At 57.3% G+C, this 14,924-nt stretch carries 10 protein-coding genes; 6 read left to right on the plus strand and 4 right to left on the minus strand.

Translation table 11 applies throughout. The features are described 5' to 3' along the window. The 3 genes from AB1772_11895 to yajC form a co-directional block, all read right to left on the minus strand. The coding region (locus AB1772_11895) for a formyltransferase family protein (GenBank protein ID MEW5797048.1) at positions 1-269 on the minus strand (269 nt) is incomplete at its 3' end. 136 nt (positions 270-405) lie between these two features. After that, a complete protein-coding gene (gene def, locus AB1772_11900; GenBank protein MEW5797049.1) occupies positions 406-912 on the minus strand; it encodes a peptide deformylase in 507 nt (168 codons plus the stop codon). Between the two features lie 24 nt (positions 913-936). Then, entirely contained in the window at positions 937-1,251 is a 315-nt protein-coding gene (gene yajC, locus AB1772_11905) for a preprotein translocase subunit YajC (protein ID MEW5797050.1), read from the minus strand. Positions 1,252-1,810: 559 nt separating this feature from the next. Here yajC and AB1772_11910 point away from each other — a divergent pair. From AB1772_11910 to AB1772_11925, 4 genes are all read left to right on the plus strand, one after another. Then, on the plus strand, positions 1,811-4,312 hold the full coding sequence (locus AB1772_11910; GenBank protein MEW5797051.1) for a hypothetical protein: 2,502 nt from the start codon (positions 1,811-1,813) through the stop codon (positions 4,310-4,312). Between the two features lie 220 nt (positions 4,313-4,532). Further along, entirely contained in the window at positions 4,533-6,950 is a 2,418-nt protein-coding gene (locus AB1772_11915; GenBank protein ID MEW5797052.1) for a hypothetical protein, read from the plus strand. Positions 6,951-7,134: 184 nt separating this feature from the next. After that, positions 7,135-8,454 carry a choice-of-anchor V domain-containing protein gene (locus tag AB1772_11920; GenBank protein ID MEW5797053.1) on the plus strand — a complete coding sequence of 440 codons (1,320 nt, stop codon included), beginning with the start codon at positions 7,135-7,137 and terminating at the stop codon, positions 8,452-8,454. 461 nt (positions 8,455-8,915) lie between these two features. Beyond that, positions 8,916-10,886 (plus strand): tail fiber domain-containing protein, encoded by a 1,971-nt coding sequence (locus AB1772_11925; GenBank protein ID MEW5797054.1) that lies wholly within the window; start codon positions 8,916-8,918, stop codon positions 10,884-10,886. Here AB1772_11925 and AB1772_11930 read toward each other — a convergent pair. After that, a complete protein-coding gene (locus tag AB1772_11930; GenBank protein ID MEW5797055.1) occupies positions 10,883-11,062 on the minus strand; it encodes a hypothetical protein in 180 nt (59 codons plus the stop codon). The genes AB1772_11925 and AB1772_11930 overlap by 4 nt on opposite strands. 106 nt (positions 11,063-11,168) lie before the next feature. On the opposite strand from AB1772_11930, the gene AB1772_11935 reads away from it, so the two are divergent. Next, the gene (locus AB1772_11935) at positions 11,169-11,432 is read left to right on the plus strand and encodes a hypothetical protein (GenBank protein ID MEW5797056.1); all 264 of its coding nucleotides are present in this window, start codon (positions 11,169-11,171) and stop codon (positions 11,430-11,432) included. Positions 11,433-11,731: 299 nt separating this feature from the next. Next, a complete protein-coding gene (locus AB1772_11940) occupies positions 11,732-14,737 on the plus strand; it encodes a NosD domain-containing protein (protein ID MEW5797057.1) in 3,006 nt (1,001 codons plus the stop codon). The last annotated feature ends 187 nt before the right edge of the window (positions 14,738-14,924 follow it).

The following is a 14,924-nucleotide window of genomic DNA, read 5'->3' on the forward strand; positions in this document are numbered from 1 at the left end:
AGTATCCGAAACGCCGCTACGATGAACAAGTCGGCGTTCAGGTTGAGCAGCGAGTAATAGAGCGCGTCATCTTTGAGCGACCGGGGTGTCAGCACCGGCAGCTTGTGCTTCTCGGCGAGTTGGCGCACTACTGTCGGTGTCGGCACGCGGCTGCGCCCGACCGGCTTGTCCTGTCCGGTTACCACCGTCAGGGTATCATGTTCGCTGTCAAGCAGGCTGTTCAGGATCGCGCGGGCAAACTCCGGCGTTCCCATGAAAACAATCTTCATCGTGATGTCATAGCGGAGTACCAGACAGCTCGCGGCGATTCGGACAGACCAATCCGGACCGTATGATGTCTCGGAGCTGTAGTGGTGTCGACCGACCGCCGGTATGACCGGCGATCGCACGAGCGGGAGAAATCTCTCAGGACGCGGCGGCCAGTTTTCTCAGCCGTCCCCGGAGCATGGTCCGGGCCAGCGGCGTGAGATAATCGACGTACAGCTTTCCCTCAGTGTGATCGTACTCATGCAGAATAGCGCGCGCCGCAATACCGTCGGCGGTCATCTCGAACCGTCTGCCCTCCAGGTCGGTCGCGCGAACTTTGACCCGCTCCGGGCGGGTTACTTTGAGAAACAGATCCGGAAACGAGAGACACCCTTCTTCCATCTCTATCTCACCTTCGGTCTCGACAATTTCCGGATTGATAAACACTCTGAGGGTTTGATCGATATCGATCGCTGAGAGGTCGACAATAAAGAGCCGCAGCGCAGTTCCGACCTGGCTGGCGGCCAGGCCGAGTCCGCGTGCCTGTTTCAGGGTGTCCACCATATCGGACACCAGGTCTTTGATCCCCTGGTCGATTTTCTCGACCGGTTGGGCTACTTCCCGCAACACCGGGTCGCCGTAAATGACGATCGGTCGCTCAGCCACGGTAACTCCCTACAGCTTCTTCAGCTACTTCTCCACTTTGCCGGCGATAGCTGTCTTCAGGAACTCCAGTTTCGTCTCTTCATTGATGCGAAGGATGATTCGTCCTTTTTCGTCATCGATGGCGAAAATGGTCCCGAACAGACCGCCGGTCGTTACAACTTTATCGCCTTTCTTGAGCTCACTGATGAGCTTCTCGTGTTCTCTTTGTCTCTTCCGCTGGGGGCGAATCAGCAGGAAGTACATCATTACAAACAAAAGACCAATCCAGACCAGCATCGCTACGGTGCCACCGCCGCCCCCCGACGGTCCGGTCATCAGCAGCATCCAATCGTAATTCAAAACCACTCCTGTTAGTTTAGCTTATCGGCAACCAGTTCAAAAAATGAACAGTGCATCCTAACTTAGCATCTTACAATACATTACGTCGCCCGCAAGGGCAAGTAAAACCTTTACATTGTAAACACTCGAAAAACATGACGGTTCCGGTCGTACCCACGCGTGGCGAGTGCCCTCATGAGTGGCCCGCAGTAGAGTGGAATTGAGGGTGCTCTTGTCCGGACGCGGGGCGGGCAGGGTCGCCCGACAGCAGTTCACACGAGTGACGTCTTCAGCAGTAGACCTGTGCTCGGACTCGACCCGGGCCACGACCTGAGGTCATTCAAAAAGACCGGAGAACAGTTGCCCCTGTGCTTTCCCCTTTTACCTCAACCGCTGCACCAGACAACACGGTGTGAACCGGTGCCTGTTGTCCGGTCCGGAACGGTGGCAGTCTCAGTTCCGGCTCTCTTTAGTCGATTCGGAACAAGGACTTGGCGCAACCTTCTATCTCTCTTGACAAATCTGGCAGTGATGGGTAGCTTCACCGCGTACACGTCAAAACGTTCGCCAGGAGACATAAGTGAGCATCCCCACATTACTGCTGGCGTTGTTCTTCGTCATACCTGCCGCATCGCTCCTCGGCTCGGAGAATGGCGCCGACTCGGATCCAGATCGAGTTCGGCCGGATATTGGTGACTATGGCGCGGTCACGCGTAACAACTCACCTTTTGACAGCGCCTATTGGTTTCACAAGGCGGTTCGCGATGCGATCGTCGCTCCCAGGATGGATCAGGCTGCTACAGCGATGAAATCTGCGATTCGCCCCGCCGATCATCCCGACGACGCTCATTGGAACAACAACGTCTCACCGTCGCTTACAGGACTCAACGGACCTGTGTCCGCTATGACTGAGTACCAGGGCAGACTCATTGTCGGAGGCAGCTTCACCATCGCGGGCGGCACCTTTGCGAACAACATCGCCGCGTGGGATGGTGTCTCGTGGTCACCGCTCGGCTCGGGTACCGATGCCCGCGTGTTGTCGTTGGCCGTCTATGGTGACCTGCTCATCGCGGGTGGTGTCTTCACGACTGCCGGTGATGTCACCGTGAATTATATCGCAGCCTGGGATGGTTTCTCGTGGTCCTCCCTGGGAAGTGGTACCGACGGAGAGGTCGCTGCTCTGGCGGTCTTCGACAGTAGGTTGATCGCAGGCGGGTCATTCAGCACGGCGGGCGGGACAGTGGCATCGCGTCTGGCGGCATGGGACGGGGTGTTATGGACGCCTCTCGGTGCGGGAACTGACAACTCGGTTCGAGCGCTGACTGTTTACGGTAACTCCTTGATAGCCGGGGGGTGGTTTGACAACGCCGGGGGCGCGCCGGCAGCCCGTGTGGCAGCCTGGAACGGTATCAGTTGGACTCCGCTCGGCTCCGGTGTGGGCAACGATGTAGAGGAGCTCGCAGTTCACAACGGTCAGTTGATTGTCGGGGGGTGGTTCACTTCGGCGGGCGGAGTCGCCGCAAACCATGTGGCCGGATGGAACGGATTCGCATGGTCACCGCTGGGGTCCGGTATCGGCGATTACTTCGTCGATGCCTTCGCAGTATACAACGGTCAACTGTTCGCGGGAGGGTACTTTGAAACTGCCGGCGGCGTTGACGCTTACTGTGTGGCATCGTGGAACGGCGCGGGCTGGTCCGCGCCTGGCGAGCAGTATGCGCCCTGGTTTACGATGGTCGCCACCCTCGCGGTGTATAACCAACGGCTCATCGCGGGCGGCGATTTTCGCTCGATGTCTACTGCTGATGCAGCCAACATAGCTGAATGGGACGGTCTCGAGTGGCTGCCGGTCAGCCCGGGCACAAGCGATGTTGTGCACTCACTTGCGGTCTATGGAGATCGTCTTATCGCCGCAGGAGACTTCACCACCATCGGCGGTGTCGCCGCTGAGCATATTGCCGCCTGGGACGGGGCCAACTGGTCACCACTTGGTTCGGGGATCAACAGTTCGGTGTACGCGCTGGTTGTCTTCCAGAATCTGCTTGTTGCCGGCGGGGATTTCACGGAGGCTGGAGGGGCAAGTGCGTCGTCGATAGCCGCCTGGAATGGCACCGCCTGGGCGGCGCTGGGATCTGGAATCAACGGCGATGGTGAGGTCCGGGCACTTGCAGCGTATGATAACAACTTGATCGCCGGGGGCAGTTTCGACGGCGCCGGCAGTGTCACCGCATTCAGCATCGCGTCCTGGAACGGAGTCGAATGGTCATCAGTGGGCGGCGGCGTGACGGGCTCGGTAGCCTCTCTCGCCGTCTATGCAGGTCAACTCGTGGCCACGGGCGGAATTTCACGCGCAGGCGGTGTCGACGTCGCCGGCGTGGCTGCATGGAACGGCTCCATCTGGGCACCACTTGGTTCCGGAATCGACGGTCACGGTAAAGCTCTCGCAGTATTCAACGACCTGCTCATAATGGGTGGACGTTTTTTCAGTGCCGGCGGAATACCGGTAAACAATATAGCTGCGTGGGACGGTCTCGCGTGGTCGGCGCTGGGGTCCGGCATATTTGGCGATATCGAAGCGCTCACCGTCTATGACAAGCACTTAGTTGCCGGCGGACAGTTCATAACAGCCGGCGATTCCACGGTCAATCTCATCGCAGCGTGGGATGGTGCCGTGTGGGGAGCGCTTGGATCCGGGCTGGGAGGAAGCATACCGGCGGTGAAAGCATTGGTTGACTATGGCTACAAACTGGCTGTGGGGGGTAATTTTCAGATGGCGGGGGGAAAGGTCGCGGCGAACCTGGCGCAGTGGACTAAGCGAAGCGCGTGCTGTATCGGATACGTGGGCGACGCCAATGGCATGGGCGGCGATGTGCCGACAATCGGCGACGTGACTGCGCTGATCGACGCCAAGTACATCGTCTATTCGTGTGACCCGCTTATCACTTGCATTGCAGAAGGTGACATCAATCAATCCGGGGGCGCTGATCCTACGTGCGATGATATCTCGATAGTCGACGTTACCTACCTCATCGATTATCTGTTCATCACCGGGCCATCGCTCGGTCTGCCGGATTGTCTGTGATAACTGGGGAGGCCTCTCGTTAGGTATCATGTAAGTTGATCAAGGCCCGAATTCCCACCTTGACAAGCGGACCCATTTTGATACATTAGAACTTGAAACGCGATGGCGCACTCGCGAACTGAAGCCACAGCCGAAGCGGTTTGAGTGCGTGTGATCCAGCCTTATCTTGCCCTGAGGTCTCTTGAGTTCTGGTACCAATTTCCTCCCAATGCTGGCGATAATGAGTGTATTGGTCCTCGCCGGCGATACCAGTCTGTCGGCTGCTGAGCGGTCGTCAGCAGACCAGTTACCTATCCACATTGTCTATGTCAACCATGTAGAGGTAGAGAGTGTCATAGATTACACGCCGCCGCTGATAAACGGCCTGACTTACGAAACCACTACCGACAGGTATCAATTCACTGCGGGGCAGCTCGAGTGGGAGATGAATCAGGCCGATGCTGTCGGCGCGCACATTTCGTTTCACATGAGCGGTGCTTACGCCGCTCGGGCCAAACTGGAGGGCGACAGTGCCCTATGGTCTGCCCATCTAATGGCAGGACATGTTGTCGGTGTGCACGCCCATTCTTTTGTTCAGGGGACAGACCCAACGCGGTGGACCTACAATACCACGCCCACGGCGCTGGAGATCGAGCAGCACTGGCAGGATAATCATGACCTTGTGGGCAGCCTGGTAGGCGCCGGTCACCTCTGGGTGGGGGAGTCACACTACGGCTGTGCCACGTGCTGGATGGACATGGGCTACAACCTTAGAACTACTGAGGCGATGGCCCCGGTGCCGCTTGGACAACACATTGTCTGGACTGTTGAACGCGGCGCCGACAATGTGGTAACGTACCCGCACTTTCCACAGCCAGGCGAAGCTGGTTGGCACGGCCCGACAGAAAGTCGCGTGTTTTTCGATCTCCGTTTCCCGCAACTCAAAAAGGAATTTCTGCTCGTCTATCTCGAATGGCTCGAGCGTGAGCGGCTTGACCTTCCGCCTCAAGTATGGAGTTGGGGGTGGTGCAATCATGGCGGTGCCGCGACGGTAGTCCACGGTGTCGGCCTTGCCGATTTGCTAAATTGGCTGAATGAGAATTTCGTGGGGAGACTATCTCCGGGCGGCAATGTGATCGCGCAGTTCGTTAACGATCATGAACTCAAAGGTATCTTCGAGACATACGAAGCGTCGGGGGGTGACCCGCTGCCGACCGATGTGCTGTCTGATCAGTTTCCATACGTGGCCTGGGCACTGCGCGACTGCGGTGTGATTCAAGATCGGACAAGTGTGCTGGGTGTCTCCGGCGTGAGAGTGTTTGAGATGCTCAGACAATCCGCGCAGACTCCCTCGAATCCCGTCATTCCTGTACTCCTTTTGTATCGCGAGACCGACGGCTCCGGCCTCGTTGATATCAGTGCTGTTCTGAGCGCCGTCGGGCTTAGCGAGGCGACTGTGACATCGACAGACGTTAAGACCGGAGTGATCCTTCCCGTCGATCCGAACCAGGTGGCTCTCGGCAGCGCTCCGGTGGTGTTGGAAGTCGGACCTCCCGCTGCCGCCGGGACACAGATAGCCTGGCTCTACAATCCGACCAGCGGCATAAATATCTACACCCATGTCCATCGACCGATCGATTTCGACCGGGTTCGAACATACCCGGGAGTTGTGATGGTCCCCGGTGGTTCCGGCGCAGGGAGCGCCTTCGACATATCCGGTCTGGCCATGGCTGTGGCGGACTCAGGTTTTATCGTTATGCACTTCGACCCCGACGGTCGGGGGCTGTCGACTAACGGCGGCACATATACCACTGAAGATTACAACGGGTACATTCAGCAGGACGGACTTCTACAAGCGGTACGGTACGTTGCGGCGTTGCCGGAGATCGATCCGGCGCGCGTAGGAATTCTTTCACAGTCATACGGTGTAACGATGGCCTCGGGTGTACTCGCGCGATACCCCGACGATCCCCCCGTGCGCTTCCTGCTCGATGTCGAGGGCCCGCATAACCGCACTGCCACAGCCCAGGTGAACGGCGGCCATGTCCCGCACGACACCGCCGATGTTGTGTTTTGGTCCGAGCGTGAGGCCGACAGGTTCATGCGAATGGCGCGGACACAGTATCTTCGCCTGCAAACGGAAATCGACCACAACCCGAGGATCACCGATAACCACCATGCCGTAATCCTGATTAATGCCGCTACCGACCAGTCATACGGTGGCGAAGGCAAATGCCCGTGGACACGAGTCAATACGGCGGCGATGAACAACCCTAATCGGGTCTATACCATCGAACAGCCGCCTGTATGGATCCCGGAGGGCGATGATAACCCGAATACGATGCTTGGGATCGAACTTGCGTTGCTACGAGAGTTGGCAGGGTCGGGGTCGACAAGTGGTTGCTGCAGTGGTCGCGTGGGGGATGGCAACATGTCCGGCGATGACGAACCGACGATCGGCGACGTTACGGTTATGATCGACGCTGAATTCATTTCCGGGACCTGTGATGGCGTATTGAACTGCCTTTCCGAGGCAGATGTCAATCAGTCGGCTGCGGCTGAACCTGTCTGTGACGACATCACGATTGGCGACATAACCATCCTGATCGATTACCTGTTCATCACCGGGCCATCGCTCGGTTTGCCGGATTGTCCGTAGGCACCTACCGCAGACAACCGAAGCGAACCGGTCCGGCACGGCCGCCCTTGTGCCTGACCGGGAACAAGAAACATCTTTTAGTGGTTCTACGTTCAATTGCACTGACCTGACACCGCCAGAACCGATAGTCGCACCCTGCCCGGCGCTGTCGGACCCGGTTACTTATGTTTCTGGAGGACTTCGGATGAAGCGACACCGTATTGTCATTATCTCCCTCGCCATGGTCTTAATGGGATCGATTGTGCTGTCTTTTTCGACCGGCCCGCCCGATGCGCACACTGGTGCTCCGGGCGAGGCGAACTGCACGGCGTGTCATACGTCGTTCCCGGTTAACTCGGGCAACGGCAGTCTGACCATAACGACACCTGCGACGTACATATCAGGGGAGACCATCACTGTTGCAGTTCAACTGGCCGACCCCGGACAGTCGCGCTGGGGATTCGAAGTTACGGCGCTAAATGCGTCCAACCAGCCGGCGGGCAACCTCGTGGTGACCGAGCTGACTCGCACGCAAAAGACGACTGCCATGTCGGGCAGGCAGTATATAAAGCACACACTGACAGGCACCAATCAGATCGGCCCGAACCCGGAGTCACAGTGGACTTTCCAGTGGACCGCGACCGGTCTCGCCTCAGGCCCTATCACCTTCTATGCCGCTGGAAACGCGGCTAACAATAACGGTTTTTCCTCAGGCGATTTTATCTACACGACATCACGCACGGTAACGGAAGTCATCCCCGATGCTGACAACGACGGCGTGCCGGATGCGTCGGATAACTGCCCGCAGGTCCACAACCCGGGTCAGGAAGATCTCGACAATGACAATATCGGCGATGTCTGTGACGATGATATCGACGGCGACGGTCTGGCCAATGCCGACGAAGCCGATATAGGCAGCAATCCCATGCTTGCCGACAGCGACGGTGACGGGGTGAGCGATTTTGCCGAGGTACACGAGGGGGGTGGCACGGTAGCTAATCCTGCTGATACCGATGGCGATCAAGTCCCTGATGTTCTGGACGACGATGATGATGGCGACGGCATTCTCACGATTGAAGAAGACACCAACGGCAACGGCGATCCGACTGATGATGACATCGATTCGGACCTAGTAGCCAATTATCTCGACATCGATTCCGACGGCGATCAGGTTCCTGATATGACTGACAACTGCCCCTTTGCGGCGAATCCGGGGCAGGAGGATTCCGACCAGGACGGTATCGGAGACGCTTGTGATAACAGCGGGTGCTGTCTCACGCGGGTCGGCGATGCCAACCAGTCGGGAGAAGACGAGCCGTCGATCGGTGATGTTACGGTCATGATAGATGCCAAGTTCATCAGTGGTACCTGTACGGGGATACTTCCCTGCCTTGAAGAGGCGGATATCAACCAGTCTGGCGGTTCGAATCCTGTCTGTGAGGATATCTCGATTGGCGATATAACGATTCTGATCGACTACTTGTTCATCACCGGCCCGGCGCTGGGATTGCCCAACTGTTTATAGAAGAATGCGGAACCGCGTGGCAGGTTCGTGGTGTGACCTGCCACGCCTGGGTTGTACAGTCAACTTTTGAGAAGATATACTGCCCCCAGTTTTCTGCGAAAGTCCCGTGCGCGAGCCGCGCGAGTGTACATAGAACACTTCCTTGGAATGGCTTGTCACGCTCCGGCTTGGCGGTAAAGGCGAGCTCATTCCAAAGGCGCTCGCTGGCATGCTTCCGCGTGAAGTCAGGAACCATCCTGTACTGATTCCCGACTTGTGAGGTTTTGTTTTGCTACCGTCAGTTTTGGTAATGATAATTGTTCTCACTCCTGGTAAGCTCAGTTCTTAGTAACAACGACCGCGCAGCCTCTGTTTTCAGTTGACAGACTTGTCTGTCGTCCTCTATAATAAATAAGTAATACCAGCCGCACCTAGAACACACAAGTCACCTTAAACCTGTAAGTACTAGTGGAGGAATCGCTATGCGTAAGGCAAGTCTTCAAACGATTCCGGCGCTCACTCTTTCCCTTCTGGCGTTGTCAACTTTGGTTTCCCCGAGAGTCGGCGCTGGGGTTCCGTACCAAATCAACTACCAGGGTCATCTTTATGATGACCAGGGCACCCCAATGACAGGTGTTCATGACTTCGTCTTCAGGATGTACGATGCCGAACTGGGTGGAAATGAGCTTTGGTCGGAGGAGCATCTTGACGTTCCTGTAAACAACGGCCTTGTCGAGGTCATTCTCGGCTCGGTCAATTACATTACGCCTGATATTGTCACGCCACCCTACTCGCCCACGGAGTCTTTTTTCGACGTTTTTGCTGAGATCACTGTTGACGGTGAGGTGATGCAACCTCGGTTTCTACTTAGCAGTGTGCCCTATGCCATGATAACCCACCGAGTTAACGGTGACATCACGACTTCGCCAGGGAGCCTTAGCATGAGCGAGCAAATAGGTCTTAACTACCAAGAAATCTCATGGGCAACCATGGGCGGGCAGAGTTATGGCGAAATGGAAGCATCCGATGGATTCTCCATTACCAAGGCATACGACAAAGCAACACCGTTGCTTTATGAGTCAATGGCAAAGAAGAAGAGTATCGGTGGCTCTGATTCACTTCTGATTATGATGTTGATTGAAAGTGACACCATCTGGTTCTCTGCGGAGGCGGTCGGGGGACCGTCGGTTACCAAAATAATCGACAAGGCTTCTCCCGGTCTGCTGGAATCGTCAATGGAGGCAACTGACGGTGTCGCGATAACCAAGGCCTACGACAAAGCAACACCGAAGCTTTATGAGTCAATGGCAAAGAAGAAGAGTGTCGGAGGCCCTGATTCCGTTCTGATGATGAGCTTGATTCAGAGCGACAGTATCTGGTTCATGACGGCGGCAACGGACGGAAGCAGCATGACCAGCAAGACCGACAAGTCGTCGCCACAGCTCTTCCAGTCGCTGGTGCAGTCGGGCGAGGGACCAGCGGTCACCAAGATGTTCGACAAGGCGTCTCCGGGCCTGCTCGAAGCGTCGATGGAGGCAACCGACGGCATCTCAGTAGCCAAAGTCTATGATAAGGCTACCCCCAAGCTGGCCGGCTGGAATATCATCGTGAATAAGGGAGGAGTGTTCTCCGGCGACTCGGTTCTGATAATCGCGGAGACCGACACCGTTGCGACCCGTATGGCAATGATGACAACAGGCCCCACTCACAAGAACGAAATCGAACTGTTGACGGGCCATATGGAACAGGTCAGCTTCACCATGAAGCGCGATGGCGGCGGGGAATCGGAGACGATTCAAATCAGGGAATCGCCCACTCGCGCGGGCATGGAGATGCTCAAAGTCTCGTCGCTCTTGCCCGGCGATCCTCCGGACACCAACGTGCAGGTATATGCAACCAGTGAGGGCGGCTCCATGGCTATTTCCAATGTCGGTGGCACAGACGGAGACGGCCTGCAAATCACTGTCACCGATGACGACAACACACTAAGGCTTCGGCACGGCGGCGCGAACACCGGAGTTTACCTTGAATCGGACCCGGTCAACGGTGGCCGGGTCGGCGTCAACAACGAAGCCCCAAGCGAAGCATTGCAGGTAAGTGGGAACATATGTGCGTCCGGGACGATCGGAGTGTGCTCAGACGCGAGGTTCAAGGACGACGTGGAGACCATCGCCGGAGCTCTAGACGTGGTCGAACACCTGCGGGGCATCCGTTTCAGATGGAAGAGCGCGCAATTCCCGCAGCATCGCTTCACGGGTGACTCTCAGGTCGGGTTTGTCGCCCAGGAGATCGTGGAAGTCATTCCTGAAGTCGTGTCGAAAGGCAGCGACGGGTATTACAGTGTCGATTACGGCAAACTGACGCCGCTGCTGGTCGAGGCGATCAAGGAACTGAAAGCACAAAACGACGAACTGCGGCACCGGCTCGAAGCGCTGGAAAAGGCCAGTCACTAGCTGCCGCCGGTGAGAAGGAGCAGTTTTATGAAATCGTCAAGCCTCCCGAGTTTATTGTCGGCGCTTCTCGGATCACTGGCCGTCGGGTTGACACTCGTAGCAGCGACGCCGTCGACGTCAACTGGAAAGAGCATCCGATGCCAGGTTTTCTCGGCCGGAGGTACTGTGAGCGCCATGTCGGAACATTATCGGACGGGTGGCACCGTTGCTCAGACAGGAGTGGGGAACTCCTGGTCTGCGGGCAAAGAATTGCACCACGGTTTCTGGTATGGAATCGGTCCAATGACATGTTGCGCTGGTCGCGTTGGCGATGCCAATCAGTCGGGCGATGACGAACCCACAATTGGCGATGTCACGACCATGATTGATGCGAAGTTCATTTCCGGCAGTTGCGCCGGCATTCTGGACTGCCTGGAAGAGGCGGATATCAACCAGTCTGGCGGTTCGAATCCTGTCTGTGAGGATATCTCGATTGGCGACATCACCATCCTGATCGACTATCTGTTCATCACCGGCCCGGCGCTGGGATTGCCGGATTGTTTGTGACGATACGCCTTGTGACCGGAACATGACGTCCGGCTCGTTGGCATTGACTTACATCTCGTGCATGGTGGACGAGGACCACTATCAAGTCGGTGGCCGACTCCACCATGCACAAGATAGTGTCGGGACCTCAGGGGTCCCGACCTACGCAACGGCTGCTGATACGCCCATTCCAAAACACCACTAAAAGCATCCGCTTTCTCCGCAAAACAGGATAAACGGGCCAACTATTCCTTGCAAAAGAAGGTACGCAGGGGTATTTTGGAGTGTCGCGAAAATACAAACCTGCAAAGGAGATTCCTATGGGACGATGGGTAATCCTGCTCGCACTTCTCCTCTGTGTCAGCACGGCCTACACGGCCACCATTCTGGTACCCCAGGACCAGCCGACTATTCAGGCGGCAGTCAATGTCGCCGGCCCCGGTGATATGATCGTAGTCGCGGCTGGCACGTACGTAGAACAGATACGGATTGACGGCAAGAACCTGACTCTGCAAGGGGCAGGGGCAGGCCAGTCGATTATCGAGGCGGTGGCTCTCGGGAGCCGGACCACTTATTCGATCACCCAGTGGGACGGCTCAACTCGTACCATTGACGCGTGCATCGGTGTCACCGGTTCGACCGTGGCCATCAGTGGTTTCACGGTCGACGGCAAGGCGCTCGGCCCGGACAATTTCTACGGCGTTCATTTCTACAACAGCGATGGGTCGGTCACCGGCTGTAACATTACGAACATCACCGATGCGGTCGGCACGGGGAGTTCCCGGGTGGTCGGGATTGCGGTTACGCACGGGATGATCGGAAGCTGCACGGTCGACGTCACGTCCAACACCCTGACGCCGTTCCAGAAGGGCGGTATCGTGTTGATGGGGCCGTCTACGGTCGGGACAATTGACAACAACACCGTTATCGGCGGCGGCACAACGATTGTAGCTCAGAACGGTATTCAGATAAGCTACGGTGCCACAGCTACGCTTACCGGCAACCAGGTGAGTATGGTCGCGTATCCCGGCACCGATTGGGCGGGCACTGGGATACTGCTTTTTGAATGTGGCGATGTGACCGTTACGGGCGGCACGCTCGCCGGTTGCGAGATAGCGATCGGGCACTCGCAATGGAACTGGATTTACACGCCGCCGGCCACCCCGACAATCACAATCGATGAAGTCACCTTGAATCAGAACGAGTGGGGTGTAACGACTCACCTGGGCGACGCGGGCGCCTCGCTTGAGCTGGAAGTGTCGGAATGCATAATCAGCAACACGATCAACTCCGGCGTAGACCTCTACGGCTCCGGAGTCGACCCGTGGGGAGGCTCGTACTACAGCGGCTGGACCAACGGGAGCCTTATTGCCCGAGTTCACGATAACACAATTGTCAACGGCGAGGTCGGCCTCGCCGAAGTCGTGGTTATTCCCACCGGCAACACGGTGACCTGCGCGGTCAACCGCAACGACCTGGGCGGCAATTCGTCACATGGCGTCTACAACAACTTCACGAACATGATCGACGCTACCGCCAACTGGTGGGGCGATGCCTCCGGGCCGGGATTCAGCCTCAAGGCCGCAGACTATACGCCAAGGCCCCGTCCGGTTGCCACGCCGTACGCCCCCGGCGAAGCCGGTGTGCCCGAGGGACTGATCTATGCGGGTGGCGGCGTCGCGAGCAAGGGTTCCGGATCGCCGGTTTCATCGGCGGTCGACTACTCACCCTGGTGGGGCGGCAATTACCTGGACGATCCGCATACGACCTCGTGGAATTGGTGTGTCGATCCTACCAACGGCTCAACCATAATGGAAGGCGTGAATGTCGCCTCGGCCGGTGATGAGGTCTACGTGTACGCGGGAACATACGAGGAGCAAGTGGTCATCGCGAAGCCGATGACTTTGGCCGGAGTGGACAAAGCCCAGGTAACGCTGCAGTCGCCCCCAAGCCTGCCGCAGTACTTTACTACCGCCGCCGCGAATCACCCGATCATATACGTGAACAGTGCGGACGTTGACATAAGTGATCTGTCGATTGACGGCCTCGCGCGCGGCAACAACAACTACCGCTTTGTCGGTATCGGCTTTTGGAATGCCGGCGGTTCGGTGACCAATGTCGATATCACCGGCGTGCGCGACGATCCATTCAGCGGCCAGCAGCATGGTGTCAGTATCTATGCTTTCAATAATACCGGTGGGCCGTATTATCTTGACATAACCGACGTCGCCGTGACCGACATTCAAAAAGCCGGCATCGTACTTGGCGGCGGCGGGCTGGTGGCGACAGTCACCGGCTGTTCGGTAACAGGTGTCGGTCCTACTGCGATCACAGCGCAGAACGGAATACAAGTGGGTTTCGGGGCGAACGGCACGATCACTGACTGCACGGTCGCCAATGTCGCTTACACCGGCGGCGATTGGGGCGCCAGCGGCATTCTGTTCTACGAGGCGGCCAACGGTGCCGTGGCTACAGGCAGCCTGGTCAGCGGGTCGCAGGCGGCGATCGTCTTCCATGAAACCAGCGGGTCAGCCAACGGCGCCACGGTGACACCATCGGGAACGAATGACGAGGAAGGGGTTAGTGTTCGTGATTACGGCAATGTCAAGGCGACGACTATGTTTCTGCGCCATCGGATGGCGTCGCCGCTCGAGGATCCCTATGTCGCCGACGATATCACCAAGGCCGCCGTTACGGTAGTTACGCTCAGCAATCTCGTTTTGAATGGTGTCGGCACCGCCGGCTCATACGGCGCGGCCACGTGGGCGCTGGGCGAGACCGCCATCACGACCCTGCTGGATTCCGATATCCAGGGATGGGATGTCGGTGTGGTGGCCTACGACGACGGCGCCGCCGCCAGTGTCACAGCCAGTCACAATCGTATTTATAACAACACGTTTGGGTTCTGGACCAACTCGGCATTCGGCGCTATGGCTGAACGCAATTATTGGGGTTCCGATCACGGCCCCACTCATCCGACCAATCCCAACGGCGACGGTGACGAAGTCACTGATTTCATCGATTATGAGCCCTGGTGCAACTATGACTTCACTATCTGCGATCTCACGGTGGGGTGTTGCATCGGACGTGTCGGCGATGCCAACGGTATTGGCGGCGATGAGCCGACCATAGGTGACGTCACCGCGCTCGTGGATATGCTATTCGTGAGTCAGCAGCCGGTGGCCTGTATCGCCGAGGCCGATATCAATCAATCGGGCGGCTTCCACCCGGTGGCCGAGAACGTGACCATCGGCGATGTCACCGAGTTGATTGATTACTTGTTTATCACTGGCCCGGCTGTCGGAATCCTGCCGGACTGCATGTGAGGTTTTCAGAAGGTCGCCCGACGCACGATTCAGGTGGCCAACAACTCGATCTGTTGCGTCAGTTCTTGCCCCTTTTGCCTTGACCGTTGGGAGAGGCAAAGGGGTGTGATCTGACGCGTTCAATACACCACAGATCAACGGCGGCAGGTCTTACTCCGAGCCCGACCCGCGGGGCGAGTCGTGCTCG

The organism is Candidatus Zixiibacteriota bacterium, from assembly GCA_040752815.1.
GTDB lineage: Bacteria > Zixibacteria > MSB-5A5 > GN15 > FEB-12 > JAGGTI01.